Origin of the sequence: Nostoc sp., from assembly GCF_036917135.1 — a bacterium.
Lineage (GTDB): Bacteria > Cyanobacteriota > Cyanobacteriia > Cyanobacteriales > Nostocaceae > Nostoc.
This window is the reverse complement of sequence record NZ_JBALEA010000040.1, coordinates 62,050-87,968: the sequence shown is the minus strand read 5'-3', so window position 1 is coordinate 87,968 and position 25,919 is coordinate 62,050. Positions and strand designations below refer to the sequence as shown.

General features: G+C 41.4%; 19 protein-coding genes. 13 read left to right on the top strand and 6 right to left on the bottom strand.

Going from position 1 to position 25,919, the window contains the following annotated elements; genetic code table 11:
* Positions 1 to 41 precede the first annotated feature (41 nt).
* A complete protein-coding gene (locus V7K50_RS11980; protein ID WP_334960247.1) occupies positions 42 to 1,775 on the top strand; it encodes an AIPR family protein in 1,734 nt (577 codons plus the stop codon).
* Between the two features lie 135 nt (positions 1,776 to 1,910).
* Positions 1,911 to 2,498, top strand: a complete 588-nt coding sequence (locus V7K50_RS11975) for a Uma2 family endonuclease (protein WP_334960245.1) — start codon at positions 1,911 to 1,913, stop codon at positions 2,496 to 2,498.
* A 2-nt stretch (positions 2,499 to 2,500) separates the two neighbouring features.
* Here V7K50_RS11975 and V7K50_RS11970 read toward each other — a convergent pair whose 3' ends face one another.
* Positions 2,501 to 4,036 (bottom strand): hypothetical protein, encoded by a 1,536-nt coding sequence (locus V7K50_RS11970; protein WP_334960243.1) that lies wholly within the window; start codon positions 4,034 to 4,036, stop codon positions 2,501 to 2,503.
* Positions 4,037 to 4,352: 316 nt separating this feature from the next.
* On the opposite strand from V7K50_RS11970, the gene V7K50_RS11965 reads away from it, so the two are divergent.
* Entirely contained in the window at positions 4,353 to 5,447 is a 1,095-nt protein-coding gene (locus V7K50_RS11965; protein ID WP_334960241.1) for a DUF4350 domain-containing protein, read from the top strand.
* Positions 5,448 to 5,646: 199 nt separating this feature from the next.
* Positions 5,647 to 6,597: an AAA family ATPase gene (locus V7K50_RS11960; protein ID WP_334960239.1), complete on the top strand. Its 951-nt coding sequence runs from the start codon at positions 5,647 to 5,649 to the stop codon at positions 6,595 to 6,597.
* 266 nt (positions 6,598 to 6,863) lie between these two features.
* Here the strand turns inward: V7K50_RS11960 and V7K50_RS11955 are convergent, their stop codons facing one another.
* On the bottom strand, positions 6,864 to 8,018 hold the full coding sequence (locus V7K50_RS11955) for an iron-containing alcohol dehydrogenase (RefSeq protein WP_334960237.1): 1,155 nt from the start codon (positions 8,016 to 8,018) through the stop codon (positions 6,864 to 6,866).
* 604 nt (positions 8,019 to 8,622) lie between these two features.
* Between V7K50_RS11955 and V7K50_RS11950 the strand changes: the two genes are divergently transcribed.
* Positions 8,623 to 9,420: a sulfite exporter TauE/SafE family protein gene (locus tag V7K50_RS11950; RefSeq protein ID WP_334960235.1), complete on the top strand. Its 798-nt coding sequence runs from the start codon at positions 8,623 to 8,625 to the stop codon at positions 9,418 to 9,420.
* Between the two features lie 13 nt (positions 9,421 to 9,433).
* Here V7K50_RS11950 and V7K50_RS11945 read toward each other — a convergent pair whose 3' ends face one another.
* The gene (locus V7K50_RS11945) at positions 9,434 to 10,111 is read right to left on the bottom strand and encodes a cadmium resistance transporter (protein WP_334960233.1); all 678 of its coding nucleotides are present in this window, start codon (positions 10,109 to 10,111) and stop codon (positions 9,434 to 9,436) included.
* 343 nt (positions 10,112 to 10,454) lie between these two features.
* On the opposite strand from V7K50_RS11945, the gene V7K50_RS11940 reads away from it, so the two are divergent.
* Positions 10,455 to 11,162: a cadmium resistance transporter gene (locus tag V7K50_RS11940; RefSeq protein WP_334960231.1), complete on the top strand. Its 708-nt coding sequence runs from the start codon at positions 10,455 to 10,457 to the stop codon at positions 11,160 to 11,162.
* Between the two features lie 517 nt (positions 11,163 to 11,679).
* Here the strand turns inward: V7K50_RS11940 and V7K50_RS11935 are convergent.
* Positions 11,680 to 12,066: a hypothetical protein gene (locus V7K50_RS11935; protein WP_334960230.1), complete on the bottom strand. Its 387-nt coding sequence runs from the start codon at positions 12,064 to 12,066 to the stop codon at positions 11,680 to 11,682.
* Positions 12,067 to 12,454: 388 nt separating this feature from the next.
* Here V7K50_RS11935 and V7K50_RS11930 point away from each other — a divergent pair, with 388 nt between their 5' ends.
* Complete coding sequence (locus V7K50_RS11930; RefSeq protein WP_334960228.1) at positions 12,455 to 14,359, top strand: chloride channel protein; 1,905 nt, start codon at positions 12,455 to 12,457, stop codon at positions 14,357 to 14,359.
* A gap of 156 nt (positions 14,360 to 14,515) precedes the next feature.
* Here the strand turns inward: V7K50_RS11930 and V7K50_RS11925 are convergent, their stop codons facing one another.
* A complete protein-coding gene (locus V7K50_RS11925; RefSeq protein WP_334803965.1) occupies positions 14,516 to 14,929 on the bottom strand; it encodes an AbrB family transcriptional regulator in 414 nt (137 codons plus the stop codon).
* A 457-nt stretch (positions 14,930 to 15,386) separates the two neighbouring features.
* Between V7K50_RS11925 and V7K50_RS11920 the strand changes: the two genes are divergently transcribed.
* From V7K50_RS11920 to V7K50_RS11900, 5 genes are all read left to right on the top strand, one after another.
* On the top strand, positions 15,387 to 15,827 hold the full coding sequence (locus V7K50_RS11920) for an Rrf2 family transcriptional regulator (protein WP_334803964.1): 441 nt from the start codon (positions 15,387 to 15,389) through the stop codon (positions 15,825 to 15,827).
* Positions 15,828 to 15,884: 57 nt separating this feature from the next.
* Positions 15,885 to 16,859 (top strand): adenosylcobinamide-phosphate synthase CbiB, encoded by a 975-nt coding sequence (gene cbiB / locus V7K50_RS11915; protein WP_334960226.1) that lies wholly within the window; start codon positions 15,885 to 15,887, stop codon positions 16,857 to 16,859.
* Positions 16,860 to 16,957: 98 nt separating this feature from the next.
* Positions 16,958 to 17,494 (top strand): bifunctional pyr operon transcriptional regulator/uracil phosphoribosyltransferase PyrR, encoded by a 537-nt coding sequence (gene pyrR / locus V7K50_RS11910; protein WP_334960224.1) that lies wholly within the window; start codon positions 16,958 to 16,960, stop codon positions 17,492 to 17,494.
* Positions 17,495 to 17,946: 452 nt separating this feature from the next.
* Positions 17,947 to 19,212, top strand: coding sequence for a DUF4912 domain-containing protein (locus V7K50_RS11905; protein WP_334960222.1), 1,266 nt, complete (start codon positions 17,947 to 17,949; stop codon positions 19,210 to 19,212).
* Between the two features lie 82 nt (positions 19,213 to 19,294).
* Positions 19,295 to 20,221 carry a phosphodiester glycosidase family protein gene (locus V7K50_RS11900; RefSeq protein WP_334960220.1) on the top strand — a complete coding sequence of 309 codons (927 nt, stop codon included), beginning with the start codon at positions 19,295 to 19,297 and terminating at the stop codon, positions 20,219 to 20,221.
* 228 nt (positions 20,222 to 20,449) lie between these two features.
* On the opposite strand, the gene V7K50_RS11895 is transcribed toward V7K50_RS11900, so the two are convergent.
* Entirely contained in the window at positions 20,450 to 20,764 is a 315-nt protein-coding gene (locus V7K50_RS11895) for a hypothetical protein (RefSeq protein WP_334960218.1), read from the bottom strand.
* Between the two features lie 828 nt (positions 20,765 to 21,592).
* Between V7K50_RS11895 and V7K50_RS11890 the strand changes: the two genes are divergently transcribed.
* Positions 21,593 to 25,861: an ATP-binding protein gene (locus V7K50_RS11890; protein WP_334960216.1), complete on the top strand. Its 4,269-nt coding sequence runs from the start codon at positions 21,593 to 21,595 to the stop codon at positions 25,859 to 25,861.
* Positions 25,862 to 25,919 lie beyond the last annotated feature (58 nt).

Below are 25,919 nucleotides of genomic sequence, written 5' to 3'. Positions count from 1 at the left end.
TATTTAGATGTAAGGTTTGAAATATTATGGTTCACAGTAATATGAATTACATCAAAGCTTTTCAAGCAAACACGGAATTAATTCAACAATTCGATGAGGATAAGGCTTATTTGGCTTGGTCGATGGCTCTTTATTTAGACTGCCCAGATGCTGAACAATTAGCCACTGAATGTCTTACAGATGATGGCAATGATAAAAAAATTGATTTCATACGTCTAGACTGGGACTCGAAGAGAATCCTCTTTGCTCAAGGATATTATTCATCAAGAAAAGTTGACAGCGCACCTGCCAATAAAGCATCTGATTTAAACACAGCATCTGCTTGGCTAATATCAGGAGATGTTAATGAAGTTCCTGATAAGTTAAAAGCTATTATTAATGACTGTCGTAGCGCCTTAGACAATGGGGATATCGAGCAGATTGATTTGCTCTATGTTCATAACCTTCCAGAATCAGTAAATGTATCTAAGGAACTTAATACTGCTGCAACTTACCTTTCAAGAAGTTTAGCAACAGATGCTAATATTAATGTTGTTGCACGTGAACTAGGTACTGAGGCTCTTGAAAGATTATATTCTGCACAAGAGTCATCTATCGCCGTTAAAGATAGTCTTGAATGTCCTGCTAAAGTCCAGTTTACTGAGGAAGGTCCATCTTGGAAATCTGCTATATTATCTATTCCTGGAATCTGGTTAAGAGATATTTTTAACAAATATGGCGATGACCTATTTTCTGCAAATTATCGAGGGTTTTTAGGTATTAATAAGCGTAGAAAGATCAATACTGGTATTCGCCAATCAGCAGAAAATGATTCTAGCAACTTCTGGGTATATAACAATGGGATTACAATTCTTACCCTGGGATTTGAAGAAAATAAACGTAGTAGTACAACAACCCTGCAAGGTATTTCAATTATTAATGGCGCTCAGACAACAGGTTCTATCGGTTCAGTAGATATTACCAAGTATCATCTAAAGGAAGTAAAAGTTTTATGCCGGGTTATTCAATGCTCAAACGCAGCTACAATTAGTCAGATAGTTAAGTATAATAATACCCAAAATGAAATCACAACCTGGGATCAGTATAGTAATAGTGCTGAACAAAAGCGGATCTCTGAGGAATTTAGAAACTTTGGTCATGAATACTCATTGAAAAGAGGCTTCAGTTCATCTTCTGTACAACTAGGGATTGAGCAAGTAATACAACCAATGCTTGCATTTACTGGTGATTATATAAGTGCTAGTAGAGGTAAGAATTCTCTGTTTGAACGTCGTAGTTCTTATGAAAAAGCATTTAAAGATCAAAAATCAAGGCATATTCTATTAGTACATACTCTTTCCAAAGCAATAAATATACACAAGATAGAACTAAGTAAAAAAAGGGCTAATAATCAGTTAGTTTCTATTGAAGAGAAACAGATAGCTTTATTTAGAAATTTAACATTTAAAAGTTTTCTGATAGCTATTATAGGAAAGTGTCTAGAATCAATTATTGGTGAAAAAGTTGATTCTTTACAAGTTGCCTTCACACCTGACGCATCTAAGATAACCAATAAATCTATTAATGACTTAATTGCATTATGGCTACCAATTGTAACCGCTATACTAGCATATGTGGCAAACATAATAGATAAAGATTTATCAGAAATATTTTCGGAAAATGATTCACTTGAAAGTATTTCTAGCAAAGTTAGTACGTTTATTTATGTGAGTCAAGCTACTAACCCTAATCCTGCATTTACATCTTTCAAAAGTTTTATATCTCCCAAAGGTTAAGCACTTAATACTTTTAAAAAACTAAGTAGTAAAACATTAAAATTGCAAGAAATATACAATCAAAACAAAAAAATGCTTTGGGCGATCGCACCCCACACAGCACTACACTAGAAACTAAGATGCTCAAAATAGCCTATGAACGCCACTACAACCACTTTAGCTTCTACACTCAAATTGAAAATTGATTTGACTGATGAGCAATTTTTCCAAATGTGTCAGAAAAACCGCGATTATCGATTTGAGCGTACAGCATCAGGGGAATTATTAATTATGCCACCTACAGGTAGTGATACTGGCAACCGTAACTTTGATATGGTTGTTGAATTAGGAATCTGGAATAAACAGACTAAATTAGGCAAAGGTTTTGACTCTTCAACCGGTTTCACTCTACCCAATGGTGCAGAACGTTCTCCTGATGCTTCTTGGGTGAAAATTGAGCGTTGGAATGCTTTAACCCCAGAACAACAAGAAAAATTTGCCCCCATTTGTCCTGATTTTGTAGTAGAGTTACGTTCTCTTAGTGATTCTCTAAAAGATTTGCAAGAGAAAATGCAAGAATATATTGAAAATGGCGCTCAATTAGGCTGGTTAATTGACCGGAAAAACAAGCGCGTGGAAATTTATCGTCCAGGTAAAGATGTAGAGATATTAGACAATCCTGCTACGTTATCAGAAGAAAATGTCCTACCTAGATTTGTGTTGGATTTACAGCAGATTATGTAGTTTTATCGATTAGGATACACATAGCGCATTTCAAAGCGACTCTGTTCCCAAAGTGGTAGCAAAGCCTGTTTAGCAGCATTTAATTGAGCTTGCGAGAAAGAGATTTTCCCATTTTCTATAATCCAAATAAATATCCGAGTTATTAAATCTGCATTTAAACTCTTCTCGGATTCACAATTATTTATTCTTACAACTTGTTCATCTAAGCAATCCATTGCATATTTAAAAGTCAAGTTTTTCCAGTCTGTGGAGTTGCTATAATTTTCTTCTTGCGTATTTGTCCATTCAACCTTACGCAAATTTCCGATAATATAGTCTATACCTGTTATGGAAGAATCTGTATTACGCACTAAATTTGTATAAGCTTGGTAATATGGTTGCAATAGCGAAGCAGCAATGTTTTCCACATATATATGTAGCCAAGATTGGATGTCGTGAAGATAAGGTGCTAAATATCTGAGATGATCAATTTCTTTAATCAGCACACGACCACTTTTGGAATTTGTTATTTTCGCTAGTAGTTCAGCTTCAGATAGTTGAGACTTTTTGGAGTAATAATTAATAACTTGGGGAATATACTTTTCTAATAGCCACTGCTTCGTATATCTAGCTGTCCAGATTCCGCGTTCCCCAATATCTTGCTGCCAAAATGTTAATTTATCTGGATGAATAGATTGAAAATTAACATTATTTATCTCATATATTATATTAATTTGATTATTAGGGAATAAAGATAAGTCACTATCGAATTGGGGAAAGATAAATGTATGATCGTGAATTCCTCGACTAACTCGAATTGATATATCTTCTCTATGGAATATATGCCATTGTGATTTACCTTTAGTATAATCAAATTCATTAGCAAATTGTTGCATTAAGTTCCATAATTCTTGCTTGACAGAAAAAAGGATAAAACCGCGAATTGCGGAAAATTTTACGAATTCAAAATCCCATGTTTCTAGAACATTCTCAAATTCAATTATTAAATTTTGATATTCTTGAAAAACTTCATCAACACACAAACACAAGTCTGTTACTTCTAACTTCGATAAAATAACTGTTGTTTGACCTAAATTTACTGTAAAATTATTTTTATCTAACTGTTTCAAAAACCGACGACATCCCCAATCTGCCTCGGTGTGCAATCCGATCATTAATTGACCTAAAATATCTTGATGATTTAAGTAAATTTTTAGACCTCTAAAAAGAATGCTGCTGAATTCTATTTGACAATTACCTTCTCCAAAAGCTTTGGGTAAATTACAGGCGATCGCTACTTTTGGTTTCACAACAACTAAGCGGTAGCCTTCTCGCGTAGTGGAAGGTTCAAAATCACATTTTTCTAAAACATCGTGTAAATCTGGATAGCGTTTGATAAAATTTTCTATTAAGTTGTATTTAGTTGATATTGAAATACTTCTAGTATTGTTATTGTTTTTTTTAACTAGATTAAAATCATCGTCTTCATTTTGTAAAATATGATTGTCAAAACCTTGTATCGATATGATAAATTGTTTAATTGACTCTGGAATAGTCATCAGATAGTCTACCTGCTTGTATAAACTTGCTATGCCTTATTTTGTTCGTGTAATTAGCAATTTATCAAGTCAGTTTGGATTATATCGTGATTGTAGATACTAGAATGAAACCATTCTTCTTAAACACCGCCAAGGCTATGTAAGGCTGAACGTCGCCACGCGAAGCAATCGTTAGGATTCATTGAAATAACTTGTACGGTTTGTTACCACAGGTGTTTTAATCCAGGGTTTCAGAAAATTAATTATATTTTTGACTTTACCTGCAAAATAAGTAAGTATTAACACTAGTGATACTCAAAGGCAATAAAAGTCGAAAATGAAAGGTTCAAATCGCCTTGCCTGGATGGGAGCGATCGCACTCGTTGCGATGGTTTTACTTAGTTTGTTCGCGGCTCCCAATAATACTAAACTTAACATTGGCTCTACTTATAACCGCGCTCCTGATGGCTATGGTGCTTGGTATGCTTTTATGCAACATCAGGGAATTTCGATCAAGCGCTGGCAAAAGCCTTTTAGTGATATTCAGGCAGAGAACAGCCCCGTTACCTTCCTACAGGTAGGCGGCTATCCAAGGGAAACAACACTGGATAGTCAAGAGCGTGAATGGGTAGAAAAAGGGAATACTTTGGTAATTTTGGGTGCCGGGGCGCGGGTTACAGAAGCGGAGTTTAGTACTATGCAAAAATCTGCCGAAGGTGATATCAAAATTGATACACGTAGACGATATAAAAAAGCTAACACCAAGCAAGTTAATTTAGGCGATCGCTTTGGTGCTATTGTCTGGGAAGAAAATTACAAACAAGGAAAGGTAATTTTTTCTACCACTCCTTATTTAGCTGCCAATGCCTACCAAGATTATTTAAGTAATTTCAAGTATCTATCCAGTTTAGTAACTGAAAAAAATCACACAGTATTTGTCGATGAATACATCCACGGCTATAAAGATGCCGATGTCAGAAAGAAAGAAAGCGAAGGAGATTTATTTAGCTTTTTTGCGAAAACTCCTTTATTTCCAATATTGATGCAGGTAGTTATCCTACTATTAGTGCTAATTTGGGCACAGAATCGCCGCTTTGGTAAGCCAGTAACTTTAGATATACCAGTTATAGATAATAGTGAGGCATATATCCAAGCTTTAGCGGGAGTGTTGCAGAAAGCTGATACCAGCGACTTTGTTGTAGAGATGGTTGGCAAACAAGAACAACTACAACTCCAAAAAGCCTTGGGATTAGGGCAAATACTTTTAGAACATCAAGACTTGATCAATTTCTGGATAGAAAAAACAGGTGCAAGTCCAGCAGAACTAGATGCAGTTTTAAAGCTACAATCTCGCAAACAACCTATCAGTGAACGAGACCTGTTAAGCTGGTTGGGGAAATGGCGAACCATTAGACTAATTCGTAATTCGTAATTAATTAGGACTTACGCAAAATATCTCTCAAACTCTTATTTCTCCGTGTCGCGCCAGTCGCTACAACGGGGGGAACCCCCGCAACGCGCTGGCTTCTCTGCGCCTCTGCGGTTCGTTATTCCGTAATTCTTGCGTAAGTCCTATTAATTTTTTGGAATTATGCATAATATTTCTGCATTAGTTATTTATCAATAAAAATATGAGTGCAACCCATCCTATCTTAATTCGTCTTGGTCAAAGTCTTAATCAAGTAATTGTCGGACAATCTAGCTTAATACAGCAACTCTTAGTAGCACTGCTAGCGGGTGGACACGTAATTTTGGAAGGAGTACCGGGAACTGGTAAAACCCTCCTAGTAAAAGTGTTGGCGCAGTTAATTCAAGGAGAGTTTCGGCGGATTCAATTAACACCAGATGTTTTACCTTCAGATATTACTGGTACAAATATTTTTGACTTGAATAGCCGTAATTTCACTTTGAAAAAAGGGCCAATATTTACCGAAGTGCTGCTAGCAGACGAAATCAATCGGACTCCTCCCAAAACACAAGCGGCGCTACTGGAAGCGATGGAAGAGATGCAGGTAACGCTAGATGGTGAAAGTTTACCCTTACCCGATTTATTCTGGGTAATTGCAACCCAAAATCCCCTGGAATTTGAGGGTACTTATCCCTTACCAGAGGCGCAGTTGGACAGATTTTTATTTAAGCTGGTGGTAGATTACCCCGATCAAGCTGCGGAAAAGCAAATGTTGCTGAATCGTCAGGCGGGTTTTGCAGCAAGGCGTTTGGATATTAGCCGTTTGAAACCAATCGCAACAGTAGACGATATTTTGCAAGCACGACAAGCAGCCAAAGAAGTTAAAGTATCAGAAGCGATCGTTGATTATTTGTTGGCGTTGGTGAGAACATCGCGTCAATATCCTGATTTAACTTTGGGTGCATCGCCTCGCGCCGCCGGTGCTTGGTTGCAGACATCTCAAGCCCTAGCGTGGTTAGCTGGAAGGGATTTTGTCACGCCAGATGATGTGAAAGCAGTTGCATCGCCGTTGCTACGTCATCGCCTCATTTTGAAACCAGAAGCCATGCTGGATGGTTTACAAATGGATGCGGTAATTGCGTCGGTAATTAATCAAGTGCCAGTTCCCAGGTGAAAAAATTCTTTTTAAACAGGACTTACGCAAACAATAGCTGAAACCCTTATTTTCATGTAGGGGCAATTCATGAATTGCCCCTACAGCGTTTACTTTTGTGTCAGTCCTATTAAACTAAACTCTTCCCACCACCCAATACGCTTGGGTTAAGGGCTACTGGCAACAATTTTTGGTTTTCGAGACGCGATAAATTGCCGACTCTACAAGTGTTTTGTTGCTCATTCTGAACTGTATTGTCCCACCACCTACTCACTACTTTCCACTTCTTACGCTGAGAGAGTTAAAATCTGCTCGATTACCTGAGAATTAACATCTTTGTATTCGCCCAAAGCTACAGTACCGCGCTTTTCAAAACGCTCAATAATTACAGGAATGGTATCAAGTCCAACGCCGTAATCAGACAAGTGTGTGGGTACGCCAACAGACTCGAAGAAATTACGAGTTTTAGCGATCGCTTCAGTAATCCGTGCTTCTTCACTACCATCGACAATCCCCCAAACTCTCTCGCCATACTGTAAGAGTTTTTGCCATTTGCGATCGCGCCTAATTGTCAGGGTGTTAGGTAGCACAATCGCCAAACTTTGAGCATGATCCAAACCATGTAGTGCTGTCAATTCATGCCCAATCATGTGAGTTGCCCAATCCTGGGGTACTCCTGCACCAATTAACCCATTAAGTGCTAACGTCGCAGACCACATCACATTTGCCCGTGCATCGTAATCTTGGGGATTCGCCAGGGTTTTTGGCCCCTCCTCAATCAGCGTTTTCAAAATTGATTCAGCCATCCGGTCTTGTAGTGGCGCATTGACTGGATAAGTCAAATACTGTTCCATCACATGGGTATAAGCATCGACAATTCCATTGCTAATTTGCCGCACAGGTAAGGAAAAAGTTGTTTCCGGGTCGAGAACAGAAAAACGCGGAAACACCAAAGGACTGCTGAAAGGTAGTTTTTCTTGGGTTTCCCACTTAGTGACAACCGAGTTCGTATTCATTTCTGAGCCGGTTGCTGGTAAAGTCAAAACTGTACCAAAGGGCAAAGCAGCCTTTACAGGTGCATTCTTGGCGAGGATGTCCCAAGGATCACCAACAAAGGGTGCCGCAGCAGCAATAAACTTAGTGCCATCAAGAACTGAACCGCCACCTACCGCAAGTAGAAAGTCTATGCCCTCATTCCGCACTAATTCAACCGCTTTTAATAGGGTTTCTAGATGAGGATTGGGTTCGATTCCACCAAATTCCACTACATTCCGTCCAGCCAATGCAGACTTCACCTGTTCATACACGCCGTTAGTTTTGATGCTACCCCCACCGTAAGTAATAAGAATTTTGGCATCAGCAGGAATTTCAGCAGCAATATTGGCGATTTGACCTTTGCCAAACAGGATTTTGACTGGGTTGTAAAAAACAAAATTTTTCATCAGTGAACAGAGAAGAGAATCGGATTTGACCTTGATTATTCTAATTAGTTTTGGTATTTCCTCGCCTAAGCTTGTTAATCACTAGATATAGAACAGCTTCAGTAAATCAAAAAGTTTTTCCCAAGAGCGATCGCAAGTATGGGTAAATCTCGCAATACGAGACTTCTTGCATAAATCAAAAAATAAACCCCACCCCGCCTTTAACTTACGTCAAAGTCTCCCCTCCCGAAGAGCAGGGAGGGGTTGGGGGTGGGGTGTTAGGGGACTTTTGCAAGAGGTCTACGGATCGGATAAGGTTTTTTGATGACAGGCCTTAGATCGCAAAGACGCGATTTATCGCGTCTCTTGCCTTAACCGAACCGTATGAGTAAATCTCGTACTCATTTAGGTATTTTTTCTAGCAACCATTTCCCATAAATCTCCAGTCCTACGGAGGATTATCCAGATAATCGAGCGATATACAAAGCGAATACGCTGGACGTTTAATCATGTTTACGATTAAAATACGGTAAGTGCATCGTCTTACGGGCTTTTCTATCTTAAGCCTTTCCCCCTGCTCCTTGCCTCTTCGTTGAACTGATCGTACTTAAAACCCCCAAAGAGTATGCACTATTTATTACTACCGCTCTTAAGCTTTTTTGTTGGCATCATCGTTGGTTTGACGGGAATTGGCGGAGCCTCTCTCATCACCCCAATGTTGATTTTTGTCTTTCAGGTTCCGCCTTCTATCGCTGTGAGTTCTGATGTTGTGGCTGCCACATTGATGAAGATTGTTGGCAGCGTCAAGCATTGGGAACAGAAAACCCTTGACACAGAAGTTGTTAAATGGCTGGCATTTGGGAGTGTTCCCGGCTCACTGTTCGGCGTGGGAATTTTGCACTTTATTAAAAGTACAGGTGAGTATAACCTGGATAACATCTTGCTGCGTTTACTTGGCGGGATGATTTTGCTAGTCACAGTCTTAGCACTAGTGCAATTGTTGTTATTGACTTTTTGCCCCAAATTTAATTTACCTGAACTGCCAAAATTAGATTTAGAAACTAATTTAGGTCGTTTTCTGACAATCACTTTGGGAGGAATTTTAGGCTGTTTAGTTGGTCTAACTAGCGTTTCATCGGGTTCAATGTTTGCCCTAGTGCTGATTGGGTTTTTCCGCCTTGATGCCCGAAAGTTAGTGGGTACAGATATTTCACACGCAGCAATTTTACTACTGTTTACAGCCTTCGGTCATCTCAGCTTGGGAACAGTTGATTGGAGTCTGGTACTACCTATATGGCTAGGTTCTGTTCCAGGGGTGTTACTAGGCGCTAAAGTCTGCCAAATAGCTCCCCAGCGACCATTACGGTTTATTATTTACGCAATTTTGATGATGGTGAGTTGGAAATTGGTTCATCAGGTGTAACCAAATTGAGATTTTAGCTCCCAAATCTACCATTCAAAATGGAAGGTAGTAGAGTGAATGTACCTCGTTCATACATAATGAATAGACCCAAGCAAATTAACACAAAAGGTACCACAGCTTCACCGTAGCGACTTAAAATATTGCCAATGGTAGGTTGACGGCTTAAAAAATAAGCGATCGCACACCAAATCCCTACCATGATAAAAAATATACTTAGAATTACTCCCAAGCTGGCAAGATCATGACCAGCGAATAAGGGAATATATATACTAATATTGTCACCACCATTAGCGATCGTGACTGCTGCCACTTTATAGGTTTGGGGATGCAAAACACTCAAAATAAAAGCCAATACCGGGTTAGTAGGTGTGGACTGACTAAAATCACTGCTGACTGTCTGAACTGTAATATTTTCTTCTTTTCTAGATACTAATTGTTGAATACCAATTACTATTGGTAGCAATCCTAGCAATCCTATCCATTCTCGATGTACGACCAATCCACCAAAAAATCCTGGTAAGCTGGCGATGATAATGGCTGCAAAACCCAGATATTGACCGAGTAAGATATGCCGGGGGCGAAAATTAACATTTACCTGTGAAAAAAATATTAACAAGATAATGATGTCATCTATGTTAGTGGCTATGAAGGCAACGATCGCTTCACTGAAGAGTGTCCCTAGCTTACTCATGCTGGATTTTTAGAACCTACGATTTACCACCATACCAAATTAACCTTCTGGCACAACTAGAAAGAATCAAACGCAAAGATTTCACATTTACAAGCGTGAGATTCGGAAAAGAGGGTTTGGAGTGAAATGTAATATTATGCACATCGTTTACTGGTTGGCATGGGTTGGGACACATCCACAAGGTCTGCGCTGACAAAATCCTCAGAGATATCTGTGTGCGACTGGGTATTGAGGGTGTTAGCCTATTAAGAATAAAATCTTCTTGTTGACATGATGCTTTTGCCTTGGGATGCTCCCCAATAGGTAAGAGCATATCTATGTTTCTAAGCCTAGTTCTTGAAATATGAACGAGTTAGTTACTGCAATTACTACAGGGGCAATTGCATTTATTGCCACTAACATTGATGATATTGTCATTTTATTGTTGTTTTTTTCTCAAATAAATGCTAAGTTTCACCCACGGCAGATAGTTGCTGGTCAGTTTTTCGGTTTTACAGTTTTGTTAATTCTTAGTCTTCCTGGTTTATTTGGTGGGTTAGTTTTATCAAAAAGCTGGATTGGATTACTTGGTTTACTCCCAGTATCCATAGGTATCAGTAGTTTAGTGAATCGGGAAGAAGATTCGTCAAAAGAAGTTGTAGCTACAACAGAAGAAGCTGAAGCATCAACAATTACTAATTTTTTTTCTCCCCAAGCTTATAGTGTGGCAACCGTTACGATTGCCAATGGTAGCGATAATATTAGTGTCTACGTGCCTTTATTTGCTAGCAGCAATTTAGAGAGCTTTGTGGTAATTATCGGATTATTTTTTTTATTGTTAGGAGTTTGGTGCTACGCTGCATACAAATTAACTAAGAACAGAGTTATAGCTGATGTATTGACTCGCTACGTTAATAATCTTGTGCCTTTTGTTCTGATAGGATTAGGCGCTTATATTGTATTAAAAAGTGAAGCTTTGAACTTAATCAAGCTAGCTGCTAGTTGTGTCTGTTTAATTATTTTGGTGAAAAATAATCAAAGTGCGGATGAAATTGGCGAAAATTCTAAGTAAGCGGTTGTTTGAAAAGTATTTAACTGTGATTTTAGGCACTTCTAGATCCCCCCTAACCCACGCCAGTCGCTCTACTTGGGGAGACCCCAAGACCGCGCTGGCTCCCCTTAAAAAGGGGGGAACCGGAATCAAAGTCCCCGAATTTCTCGGGCAGCCACTGCGCCCTTGCGGTTCCCCGACTTGTTCGCGCAGCGTCTCCCCTTGGGAGAAGCACGTGGCGTGGATTTAGAGGGATCTAGAACGTTTTGCTACCAAGAAGAGGACTTTTCAAACAACCTCTAAGCGGGCGTGAATAATAAAAGGTTTGTATTAATCTGCTCACTACGAGCCAATTTAATTTTATTTACCTACTTATGGGAAGAGAGAAGGGATTCAACTAATCAGCGATCAGTCTTGAAGCGGACACAATATAAAACTGTGGCCTATTTGGGTAAATAAGACACAGTTTCACCGGAGTATTTAGTTATAATATTACAAAAAATCAAAGTAAAATTTGATTTATGTCCAAGTAATCCATTTACTGAGATTTGTTTCCTGGTTCATTAACTGTCTCTGTTGTGGGAAAAATTTGGCGATCGTAGTTAGTCCTTTGTTGGGTCAAGGCGATCGCACTAAAGAAAATGGCACTACCTACAGCCAAGGCTACCATCGGACGCTTAAGCAAGACAAAATCTCTGATCATCCTCGCTAAAGGTCGGCTTTGCCGACGTAGCGCCGAAGACATCATCAATTGTCTCCAAGTAAACGGATCGCGCACATAATGACCGCTTTGGCAAACTACTAGCCGTTCCTGGCAATAGGGACAGCAAAACAAGCCCATGCGCTTTTTAACTGGTTTGGGTGTACCATTCCTTTGGCAAATTGGGCAAGTAACATAATGATTATCAAAGGTGTGTATATTCATTTACCTCGTCCGCCTAGTCCATTTACTCGCTCTATAACAATAGCTATATTGAATTCGGATCAATGTATGGTCGCATCACGAGTATAGCTAGATTTAGGCAAGGATGACTCCTAGTTAATGTTTGCAGGTGCATCCACCCAGCCTACAAAAACTCTGTTGTCTCTAAAAATCACTCGCACCTCACTAGCGTCGGCATCGCTGACCCTTAATTAATAATTGTCTCCTATTTAACCATTCTCCCCACAAAAATTTTGCACAATGACATTTTTTACTAAAGCTTTGTAAATCAAGCAAATAAAGTCTACTTGTCTGGTTGCTAAATAATGGCTCACAATGATAAATAACAGATAAAAATTTAAATTTTTTCTTACATTTACCCCGCCTCTCAATGACTCTCTTGCCTCCCACTCAACTAAGGAAGGTAAGGTCACAACCTGCCTTTCCTATACCTTCCGCTCGTTTAGCTCACTTAATTAATCGTTTTCAACCATCTCCAGAAACAGTTGTGCTGTTTTTAGCCATACTCATTGGCGGTGGCGCTGGTATGGGTGTAGTCACCTTTCACTATTTAATCCAGCTAATTCACCAGCTGATGCTGGAAAATTTAATGGGTCAAATCGGTGTTTGGGGCGCTTGGACTTTAGCCTGCGTTCCCACCCTTGGCGGATTAATCGTCGGCTTGATGCGCTGGCGCACTCAAGACTTTGGCCCGGGACTTTCATCTCTCATCGCCGCCTCTCAAGGAACAGAAATTAAGCAACCACTACGACCTGTTACAAAAATGCTAGCCGCATCTGTTTCTTTGGGGAGTGGTGCTTCTTTGGGGCCAGAAGGGCCAAGTGTAGAAATTGGCGCCAATTTTGGGATGTTGTTCTCTGTGATCCTCAATGTATCTCAAGAACGACAACGTTTGCTCTTAGGTGCTGGCGCGGCGGCTGGACTTGCGGCTGGATTTAATGCTCCCATTGCTGGAGTATTTTTTGCCCTAGAGGTGGTGATGGGAGCTACATCTTTCGCTACTTCTGCTGTGAGTGTGGTACTGCTAGCGGCGGTGGTAGCAGCATTAATTGCCCAAATTGGTTTGGGGACACAACCTGCTTTTGATTTACCTGTTTACCAAGTTCGCAGTCCTTTGGAATTACCCCTTTACCTTGGCTTGGGTTTAGGGGCTAGCCTAGTTTCTGTCACTTATACAGAAGCAATTCGGTTAGCAAAAGCCTGCTTTGCTGGGAAGGTTCCAGGTTTTACCTTTTTGGGGCGAATTCCTGAGCCGATTCATCCAATTATTGGCGGTGTGATAATTGGTGCAGTTGCTTTACACTTTCCGCAAATTCTGGGCGTTGGTTATGAAACTGTAGAAGCAATGCTTCAGGATGTGGAGTTTCCACTCTACCTGTTGGTGGTGCTGTTGGTGGTGAAGCTACTGATGACTGCAATTAGTGCAGGTAGTGGTTTCATCGGCGGTTTGTTTGCACCAGCAATGTTTTTAGGTGCTTCTTTTGGTTCAGCTTACGCCAAAATGTTAGCTGTGGCATTCCCGACTATTTGCGATCAAATGGCGGCTCCCCCAGCTTACGCAATGGTAGGAATGGCAGCAGTACTGGCTGGTAGTGTTAGAGCGCCATTAACCGCTATTTTAATGCTGTTTGAATTAACCCGCGACTATCGGATTGTTTTACCATTGATGGCAGCAGTGGGTTTGAGTGTTTGGCTAGTAGAAAGGATTAAACCAACTTTTAACTCTAACTCTAACCTACAACAAATTGGTCTTTCGGAATTGAAAGATGAACAAGCGGAAATTGTGCAGCAAATTTTGGTAGAAGATGCTATGTACCCCTGTCCAAAAAAGCTACTTGTAAGCCTTGGGGTGTTAGATGCAGCTCTAGAAATGACCCGCGATCGCGTCCGCAGTGCTTTAGTAATTGATGAAGCAGAGCAATTAGTTGGTATACTTTCTCTAGAAGATATTAACCGTGCCCTTGCTCTTTGGCAAACTTACCCAAATTCCTTAACTGAAATTCCAGATAATTTATCCAGTCAAACCCTCATAGATATTTGCACGACTGAAATCCTCTATGCATGGCAAGATGAACTATTATCTGAAGCTTTAGACCGCATGAGTCTTCGAGGTTTGCATCAATTACCAGTGGTAGCACGAGATAAACCCGATCGCATTTTGGGTTTACTAGAAAAAGAGCAAATTGCATTAACGTGTAATTTAGCAGTTACGCGCAAGGCACTTCGCCATTATTTACCAGTCTTACCCACCACAGATATAGTTATTAGTCATTAGTCATTGGTCACTTGTACTGCCCTTCGACTACGCTCAGGAACCGCGACTTGTACCGAGCCTGTCCTGAGCGTAGCCGAAGGGCGGAGCCGAGGTAAGCCGAAGTATTGGTCATTGGTCATTAGTTTTCACAAAGGACAATTGACTAATGACCATTTATTAAGCTGTAGCGTCTATGGCTTCATCGCCTTCCCGATCTTCTGGATCTACCTGTCTCAGACGAATGTGTTTTTTGCCTAAAGTGATCAGAAACTCATCTCCTGGTTGAAGATTCATCTGCTTTGTATAAGCTGAACCTATAAGTAAGTTCCCATTTGATTGGACACTAATTCTATAGCTAGCACTACGTCCACCACGCCCATTAGCACTGGGTGTACTATCCAACTGAATGCCTTCTGCATCAATTAGGGCATTCAAGAACTTCATCATATTGACGCGCTCTATACCGTTTTTGGTAATGGTGTAGTAGCCGCACTTCTTCGCTTTGTCTTCTTTGCTCTCGCTCTCTAGCTCTTTGACTTTTTTGAGCAGTTCTTCACCAAGTAGGGGTTCAATTTTTTTCAGTTTAGGCATCAACTTAGGTCGAAAATGAATGTTTGAAGTGTTGGAATCGATTTTATTTTAGCTGAGGTTGAGCTAATAGGAACATAATCCTTTAGTTTTGATCTCAACCTAGCCAAGTATATTACACTCAGATGCACAATTGTTATGTCATTACCAATATTGCCAAGACAATCTATTTTAGAAAATCCTGGCAATGCTGATAACTATATATAGTTTGTGAATTACTGCTAGACTATATAAGTTTTAAGTTTTCTAAACTAACGCTCAAAAGGTTGTCTAGTTACTGAAGATGATAATTGAGTCATAGAATGATAAGCAAAACTGATCCTTAGTCAAAAGTCAAGAGAAGGCAATGTGGTCTTCTCCCTTGGCGCTAGGTTCTCCCCAAGTAGAGTAACTGATGCTCAAGGGTGAATATTTGGACTCTGGAAAATTGACTATTGACTAAACAACAAAGCTTACCAAAATGAAACTGACTACCAGAGGACACTATAGCGTGAAGGCGTTGCTAGATTTAAGTTTACAGCCAAGATATGGTCCTGCATCTGTGAGAGCGATCGCTAAACGCCAAGATATCCCAGCTCCTTACCTCGAAAAACTACTAATAGAAATGCGTCGTGCATCTTTAGTCAAATCAATTCGTGGTAGCATCGGCGGATACCAATTGGCAAGAGAGCCTGCACAAATATCTATAGGACAAATTTTAGAAGCAGTTGGCGAGACTAGTCATTTACCCCATCACACCCCAGCACCCGCACAAGCTGAAGATTGGGTAACATTTAGCCTCTGGCAGAGACTCAACCAAAAGCTTAAAGAAGCTTTATACAGTATTACTCTGGCAGACCTTTATTACGATGCTCGTAGCTGGCAAGCTTCCCTTGGAGAAGAGGCTAGTTTTGTGGTTTAGTCAAGAGTCAATAGTCTAAATGTTGACCCTTGATTTTTAACCCAAGACTTGTGAGTTATGACTAATAATATCTATATCTTAATAATTGCGGCATTTTTAGATTATTTAATTGGCGATCCTTGGGATTGGCCTCATCCAGTGCAAGTGATGGGCTGGGTAATTTCTCGCCTAACCAAATTTTTTCTCCAATTATGTCAAAATTCTCTCACACAACGTTTAGCTGGAATTGTACTAGGCATTATCTTAATAATTGGTAGCGGCCTTGTCGGCTTTTTGATGATTAAAATTGCCAGCTTGGTTCATCCACTGTTAGGAATTGCAATAGATAGCATTCTTTTAGCTAGTTGTTTTGCTGGTAAAAGTTTGCGAGTAGCAGCAGAGGCTGTTTTACAACCTTTAACAGCAGGAGATTTGGGTGAGGCTCGAAAAATTTTAAGTAATTACGTTGGTAGAGATACACAAAACCTCTCACAAGCAGAAATATCACGAGCCGTTTTAGAAACAGTTGCAGAAAATGCCACCGATGGGGTGATGGCTCCGCTTTTTTATGCAATTGTTGGTGTCTTTATCCCAGTTATCGGGGCAACTCCCTTGGCTTTAGCATACAAAGCTAGCAGTACCCTTGATTCAATGGTGGGCTACCGAGAAGCACCCTATACTTATTTGGGATGGTTCTGTGCGCGGTTAGAAGATTGTTTAACTTGGCTACCTTGTCGGTTAACAGTCGGGACTGTGGCGCTGTTATCGGGTAAACCCATGCATCTGTGGCGAATTTGCCGTCGGGATGCAATTAATGATCCTAGTCCCAATTCTGGGTGGAGTGAGTGCGCCTATGCTGCTTTTCTGGGTGTGCAGATGGGGGGTACAAATTGGTATCGTGGGGTAGCGAAGTACAAGCCACTGCTGGGAGATGCTATCTATCCCATTACTGCAACTTCTATTCAGAATGCTTTACAGCTGACTCGATATTGTTTTTTGCTATGGTTAGGAATAGCGATCGCTATATTCTTAATAGTTTCAAACAGGCAATGATAAATATAAAGTTAGAGACGCGATTAATCGCGTCTGTACAGAAGTTAAGAATAAAAACTCCTAACTCCTAACTCATCACTCCTAACTTATCACTCACTATGTCTGCCAAAGTCGTTGAAATTCTCTCATCTGAAGAAATCCGTCGTACCTTGACTCGCCTTGCCTCTCAAATTGTGGAAAGGACGCGTGATTTGTCTCAACTGGTACTTATTGGTATTTATACTAAGGGTGTGTTGTTAGCCGAACTGTTGGCGCGTCAGATTGAGATACTGGAAGGTGTAGCTGTGTCAGTCGGCGCTTTGGATATTACATTTTATCGAGATGACCTTGACAAAATTGGCTTGCGGACTCCAACCAAAAGCGAAATTCCTTTTGACCTGACGGGGAAAACCGTTGTACTAGTGGATGATGTGATTTTCAAAGGACGGACAATTCGCGCTGCTTTGAACGCAGTCAACGATTACGGTAGACCAGAGGTGATTCGTTTAGCTGTATTAGTAGATAGGGGTCATCGAGAATTACCAATCCACCCAGATTTTATTGGCAAGAAGTTGCCTACAGCTAAAGAAGAAATTGTCAAAGTTTACTTACAAAATTCCGATGGACGAGATGCAGTGGAGTTGATTAGTCATTAGTCATTGGGCATTGGGCAAATGCTCAATCCCTTGGAGTGGATGCCGGTTTTTGGCTAACCCACAACCTCATGTCATGGAAGCCTGATATTGTGGCGCGATCGCAACATCAGTTAAACTGATAATGTGATGAAAGCATGACATTGCGATCCCGGAAGGGCTGATAAATCCGTGAAACAGGTAAAAAACCTACTTTTACCCCTTGATCCCTAGATATGCTTAGTGGTTAATATTAACTTAACAAACAGAACTCCTCCGATCCCAAAGAAATGCTAATTTTGGCATAACCAGGAATTGAAAGGATGTTACTTCAATTTAAAAACAGATTAAAAACTTAAAAACTGGGCAAAACCAGGAGTCAGGATAAGAAATTCATCTGGAATGGATGAGATTTTATATAGCATTCTTTAACCAGGGGAAATCATTTACCGCTTAAACTACTGGAGGCCAAATTAATGGCAAAAGAACGCCCGCCACTAGAAGAGATGACCTTACGCCAACTACGCAAAGTTGCTAGCGAATATAGTATCTCTCGCTATAGCCGAATGCGTAAATCACAATTACTGGCATCAATTCAAGAAGTCCAGCGCAGTAAAACTTTACTCAGTCCATCTCGTTCATTGGAGGCACAAGAAACCGTGGAAGCTGCAAAGTTTGAATTAGGTCAGGAAGATCGGACTGGTGGATCTTTAGCTGATGTTGATGAAGGACTGGCAGATTTGCCCTCTGGGTATGGTGACAGCCGAATTGTACTCTTACCGCGCGATCCTCAGTGGGCTTACACTTACTGGGATATTCCCAATGAACACAAAGAAGAACTGCGGCGTCAAGGGGGACAACAACTCGCACTACGGATTTATGATGTCACCGACATCAATATAGAATACCAAAGCCCCCACAGCATTCAAGAATATCCTGCTGACGAACTAGCAAGAGAATGGTATATACCAGTTCCAGTTAGCGATCGCGATTATGTGATCGATATTGGCTATCGTGCTGCTGATGGGCGCTGGTTAGTACTCGCTCGTTCTACGAGAGTACACATTCCTCCCGTTTATCCTTCCGACTGGATAGAGGATGTCTTCATCACCGTCAACTTTGAAGAAGATTTGCGTGGTAAGACTCAGTACGAACTAGTTCCCCCTGCCAAGAAGATTGCAGTTACCGCCAATGGTAATGCTGTTGTGAATGGTAACAGCAACGGCAACAGCAACCCCATCTATGACGAAATATTTGGTTTAGCAGAATCTGTCGAATCGCTAAGGGTTGCTGGTTCTATCTTCGGCTCCCAACAAGGTGCAGCGCGTCCCGAACAAACTCTCAGTTCCTATATTTTCCCATCTGGTGTGGGTCTGTGGGCAGCTCCCAACGTGTCTGGTTTAACTGCTTCCGGTGTCGGAATGTCAGGTGTTGGCTTCTCGGCTTCCGCCATACCAATGCGTCCGCGCCAGTTCTGGTTAATTGCTGATGCTGAGTTGATCGTCTACGGTGCAACCGAACCCGATGCTACCGTAACCATTGGTGGCCGTCCAATTCAGCTAAATCCAGATGGGACATTCCGCTTCCAGATGTCCTTCCAAGATGGTTTAATTGACTATCCGATTTTGGCTGTAGCTGCTGATGGTGAACAAACTCGGTCAATCCAGATGAAATTTAACCGTGAGACACCATCTCGGAATACTAACACCAAAGAAGAAGCTGTTTTAGAATGGTTCCCTTAAGCTTTAGCTTTTAGGTTAGCTCCAAACTGAAATTTTAAATTATTCCCCGCTATAGTAATTCTGTAGCGGTTTTTTGCATTATATGTATACAAAAAAATTATTTTTGTTATTTATCTGGATAATTGGTGCAAGCTTTTTATCAGGTTGTCAAAAGATTGAAGCAAATTCAGTCTCAAAAGCATCTAAAAGTTGCCCTGGCAAAGATGCTAATTTCAGTATTGATTTTTTTAAAACCAATAATCAAGGTCAAAAAAATCAAAGAGGTATTAACAATGTCATAATTTTTAATCCCAAATCAGCAGAATTAGATTTCAAAGTTAATGTTGGTCTATCTCATAAACTCTATGCCAAAGATGCTACGGGAAAACTGCGTAGAGAATATGTAGCAAAGCAGTTTCATGAACTCATCGGTAATGAGAATGCCAAATTAAACGGACGGCTACCCATTGCCGCAATTAATGCCGATTATATAGGTACTGATGATCAACCACAAGGCTTAAATGTTTCTCGTGGTGTAGAGTATTCAGGAGCATTTAAAAATAAGCGTTCTTCCTTTGGCATATCAGGAGGTACACCCAACCAGCGACAGGCTACTATCCAAACTGGCAGAAGAAAAAGCGATATTCTCAATTACAATTTAGTGGGCGGTAATGGCAGATTCTATCGTCAGGGTAAGTTTAAAGATATTTGTCAAGATTTGGGAGAATTTGCTTGTAAAAATGCTAAAAATCGCTCTCTGGCAGCTATCACTAATCAAGGCTATGTAATTTTATTAGTTAATGACTTGAAAGCTAATTCAGATATTGAATCATCTCAACTTAATCAAGAATTACTACCAGATATGTTTGATAATGTTCTAGAAGGCATTGCTAGTAATAACTGTTTAGGTAAGATTCAAGAAGGGATTTTATTTGATGGAGGGATGTCTCCAGGATTGTATTACAACCAGAAAACTTATGTAGAGAACCTTGGGCCGATTGGTTCAGTTTTTTTGATTTACAAAAAATAAACCAGGAGTCACGTCGCTTTGCTCCGAATTAAAAATTAATACAGCGTAAGCGTTTCATTGATTTGAAATGGGTGGCTTATTTCCGCCGTGTTGTACTACATTTAATTATACAGCAGATTGCGCTCTAATCGAATACACGTAGAGACGTAGCACTGCTACGTCTCTACAAGGTTTTGAGTTTTATATATGTACTTCATTTACCTGAAATCTGCTGTATCTGGCGAAATTTTAGAGTACAGACTCTTTAACTTTTTGCGAATTCTCAAGCTTGTTTGGATTCACCCAACGATTGACAAATTCCTTGTTATGTTTGTACACCTTGATTTGCACTTGCTTGGAACTTAATTTGACTACTTCGCCGGGAATTCTTTGGACATCGCTAGAATCCGCACGAGGCTTGTAAAGCCAAATGACTTTTTGCCCAACTTCAAAGTAATTAGGATTGCTAGTTAAAGAAGGTGTACTTTCTGCCCAAGAGGGGAAAGCAACTGTTAAGTTGATCAAAAGTACTAAGACCACTAGACTGATTTGGAAAAGTTTCATGATCATTGCACTTGTCTTGGGTCTGCTGAAGCAATCAATCTGCTGCTCTATCATTTAGCTATAGCCTTTTGCTGTATTAATCGCAAACCAAGTTTGTATTTGTTCAAAGTTAAAATCTCTACTGATTTCAGGATAAAGCAACTTGTGGAATAAAATCAAATATTCTTATTTCTTAAAACGATAAATTGAATTTATGATGCAGGTGAAAAAAGTTGTAATGGTCTGACTTGAGATCCAATCTCTATCTCAGGATTAATAGACGCAAAAGAATACTCTGTCGTAAAAATTGATAATAATATATAGTGCTTTATAAGCTTTGAACTATATGCTTCAGAGTGGAAGCTCACTTGCCGCAAAGCAACCTAATATTGACAAACTAGTTCGTGCCCCTGCGGTAAGAGTTAAATCTGTCTACAGAAAAATTTACTGACGAGTTCGGTGTCATTTTACTAACAATTAACCGTTGTTAAAATGGACAGATAAGTAGGTAGGTGGGAATAAACCAAACTATGTTACGAAAAGTAAAGACGCCTAAAACCCTTACCAATGATGCATGACAAAGGACAAATGACGAGCCTCTCCTGCAAAGACGCTACGCGAACACCAGTTAACTATATTTACGCCCACCGACTTAACACCTTATCCTTTAGCAATACAGCGAATTAGTAGCCGACTCAATTAGTTAGGTGAACATGGTCAAATTATTAAGGCAACATACTTCCGTGAAGAGGAGTAAGCTTTGTCAGAAACCCCACTGCTAAAGCCTAGGGCTTGAAAACGACCCCAGATGTAGCCTATAACCGACACATGACCAATCGAAAGGAATTAATGAAGAACGAGTCAACGTCAGCAAGCAACGCCGACGTAAATTTCCTTCTTGGCGGGGGTGAAATGGGTGCTAGGATGCGAGAACAGGACTGGTCAAAAACGTCCCTTGGCCTGGCCCAGCACTGGCCACAGAGTTTGAAGACTGCCGTGCGGATTATGCTAACTTCTCGTCAAGCCATGTTTGTTTGGTGGGGCGAGGAACTGATTAACCTTTACAATGATGCTTACAAGGCTATTATTGGCGGTAAACATCCAGAAGCACTTGGGCAGCCAGCTTCTTATGTGTGGCGGGAAATATGGGATCAGGTTGGTCCCAGAGCCGAATCAGCAATGCTGAATAACGAGGGGACTTACGACGAAGCGTTGCTGCTGATTATGGAGCGCAACGGCTACCCCGAGGAAACCTATTATACTTTTTCATATAGTCCGGTTCCTAATGATCAGGGAGACACAGGTGGGATCATCTGCGCCAACACAGAAGACACGCAGAGGATCATCGGTGAGCGTCAGTTGACACTGTTGCGCGAACTAGCCGCGAGGACGGCAGACGCGCGGACATTCGATCAAGCCTGTACGCTGAGTGCGAGTTGTCTGGAAAGCAACCCTTGCGATCTCCCTTTTGCAATGATTTATCTGGTTGATCAAGATAAGCAGCAAGTTTTTTTGACTGGAACGTGCCGCATCGGGCAAAATCATGTAGCAGTTCCTGAAATCGTGGCTCTCGATTCTGATTGCGTTTGGCCTTTTGCAGAAGTGGTTAGAACCCATCAGCCAAAAGTGATTTCTAATTTGGAAGTGTATTTTAATAGTTTACCTTGTGGTGCTTGGCAGCGATCGCCCCATCAAGCGATCGCTGTACCCATTGCTTCATCAGGTCAAACGGGAAAAGCTGGTGTATTGATTGCGGGTTTGAACCCCTTTAGGCTATTCGATGATAACTATAAAGGATTCATCGATTTAGTTGCAGCTCAAATTGCAGCCAGTATTGCCAACGCCCAAGCTTACGAGGAAGAACGCAAACGCGCTGAAGCCTTGGCAGAAATTGACCGCGCGAAAACGGTCTTCTTCAGCAACGTTAGCCACGAGTTCCGCACCCCACTTACCCTAATGTTGGGGCCATTAGAGGAAACCTTAATCAATTGTGCCACTCTGCTTCCAGCCAAAGAACGAGAGCAGTTAGAAATGGTGCAACGCAACGGACTGCGACTGCTGAAACTAGTGAACAGTCTCCTAGACTTCTCGCGCATTGAAGCCGGACGGGTTCAAGCTTCTTATGAACCCACCAATCTGGCTACCTTCACCGCAGAACTAGCTAGTGTATTTCGTTCGGCAATAGAACGGGCAGGGATGCAGTTATCAGTCAATTGTCCTTCCCTTCCAGCACCAGTATATGTAGATCGCGAGATGTGGGAAAAGATTGTTCTTAACCTGCTCTCCAATGCCTTCAAGTTCACGATGGCTGGAGAAATTGCGGTCAGTTTGCAATGTTCAAATGAACATATTGAATTCACAGTCAAAGACACAGGAATTGGTATACCAGCCGAAGAAATCCCCCGCCTTTTTCAACGATTCCATCGGATCAAAGGGGCGCAAGGACGCACTTTTGAAGGGTCAGGAATTGGATTGTCACTGGTGCGAGAATTGGTGCAAATGCATGGTGGAACAGTCCATGTTACCAGTGTTCTCGGAGTAGGCAGTTGCTTTACTGTGTCAATTCCAACCGGATATGCTCATTTGCCTCCAGACCGGATTAGTGCCGCTAGAACTTTAGCTTCAACCGCATTAGGGGCAACACCCTATCTAGAAGAAGCCCTACGTTGGCTACCATCAGAGGGGAGTGGGGAATGGGGACTTGTACTGAGCGAAGCCGAAGTAGTGGGGAATAGGGAAATGGCATCTTCATCACCTACTCCCTACTCCCTACTCCCTACTCCCTCTGCCCGAATTCTCCTAGCTGACGACAACGCAGATATGCGCGATTACGTCAAGCGATTATTAAGTCAGCAGTATGAGGTGGAATCAGTAGCCGATGGTTTAGCTGCTTTGGATTCGGCCCGTGGGCGTGTCCCAGACTTGATACTGACAGATGTGATGATGCCTGGATTAGATGGCTTTGGATTGCTGCAAGCATTACGATCTGATCCGCAGACGCAAAAAGTTCCAATCATCCTGTTGTCGGCACGGGCGGGAGAAGAGGCACGGGTGGAAGGGTTAGAAGCAGGAGCCGATGATTATCTGATTAAACCGTTTTCTGCCCGTGAATTGTTGGCACGGGTAGAAGCAGCCCTAAAAATGGCTCGTCTTCGCCAGCAGGCAATGGAACGCGAGCAGGAGTTGCGAATTGAAGCTGAGGTCGCTAAAGCACACTTAGAGACTGTCCTAGCTGGCATTCAAGACCAGTTTTATGTGTTGGATCGAGAGTGGCGTTATACCTTTGTCAATGACCGGGTAGCAGCAGTTGTTGGCATCCAAAAGGAAGATTTAGTAGGTAGGATCATTTGGGAAGTGTTTCCAGATGTGGTCAATAGCGAGTTTTATACTCAGGTTCATCGAGCGATGGCACAACAAACTGTTGTTCAGTTTGAATACTTTTATGGGCTTTGGCAGCGCTGGTTTGAAAATCGCGTCTACCCCTTTGCACAAGGAGTCAGCATTTTTGTTACAGATATTAGCGATCGCAAACAGGCAGAGAAAGCACTTCGTGAAAGCGAAGAACAGTTCCGTAACATGGCTGACAATGCCCCCTTCATGGTTTGGGTTAGTGATGCTGATAGCAACTGCACCTACCTCAGTCAAAGCTGGTACGACTTTACGAGTCAGAGCGAGGAAACGGGTTTGGGATTTGGCTGGTTAAATGCTGTGCATCCAGAGGACAGGAATGAGGCTAAAAATGTTTTCCTGACAGCTAACAGCAGCAGATCGGCTTTCCGTATGGAGTACCGCCTACGGCGCAAAGACGGCGAATATCGCTTTTGCCTTGGTGCCGCTAATCCCTGGTTTGGGGTAGACGGTGAGTTTAAAGGTTACATTGGCTCAGTGATTGACATTACAGAACGCAAAGTTGCAGAAGCCGAACGCGATCGCCTCCTAGAACTTGAGCAAGCTGCCAGAACTGAAGCCGAAAGAGCTAACCGGATTAAAGATGAATTTTTGGCGGTGCTTTCCCATGAATTGCGATCGCCTCTCAATCCCATTCTCGGTTGGGCGAGACTTTTGCAGACTCGTGAGTTTGATGCAGCAGCCCTGAAGAAGGCGATCGCAACCATCGAACGGAATGCTAAATTACAAGCCCAACTAATTGAAGATTTGCTTGATGTTTCTCGGATCTTACAAGGCAAGCTCAACCTGAAGATGTTTCCTGTCAACCTAGTACTTGTAATTGAGGGTGGATTGGAAACAGTACGTTTGGCAGCAGAAGCTAAAAATATTCAAATTCAGACAATGCTAGATGCTTCTTTCGGGCAAGTTTTGGGTGATTCCGGTCGTTTACAACAAGTCTTCTGGAATCTCTTATCGAATGCCGTTAAATTCACTCCTGAAGGCGGAAAAATTGATATTCAACTAGAGCGCGTTGACGCTCAAGCTCAAATTACCGTCAGCGATACAGGTAGAGGGATCAACCCGGACTTTCTCCCTTATGTGTTTGAATATTTTCGTCAGGCTGACGGCACGACAACCCGAAAATTTGGTGGTTTGGGGTTAGGGTTAGCAATTGTCCGTCATTTGATCGAATTACATGGCGGCACAATTTCGGCAGAAAGTTTAGGTGAAGGACAAGGAGCCATTTTCAGAGTCAGGCTACCGTTAATTAAAAAAGATTTAACCCCAAAACAAGATATAAGTATTGCTGCATTAAATCCTTCTTCTGCGATTGAAATTCTTGCAGGTATCCAAATTTTAGTTGTGGATGACGACGATGATACCCGTGAATTCCACGCATTTGTGCTAGAACAGGCTGGAGCCAGGGTAATTGCTGTAGCATCAGCAAAAGAAGCACTGCAAGTATTAATGGAGTCAGAACCAGATATGCTGCTGAGTGATATTGGGATGCCAGAGATAGATGGCTATATGCTGATGCGCCAAGTTAAAGCATTGCAGGCAAAACAAATCAAACAGACTCCTGCGATCGCTTTAACTGCTTATGCAGGAGAAATCAACCAGCAACAAGCACTCGAATCAGGGTTTCAAAAGCACCTATCAAAACCCGTCGAACCAGAGGAGTTAGTCAAGGCAATTGCAACTATAATTGGCAGGAGTGGGAATGGCTGAGTGTTCGACTGCTGTGCATTGACCTATATAGCAATCCTAAATGAGTTGTGAAAATGCA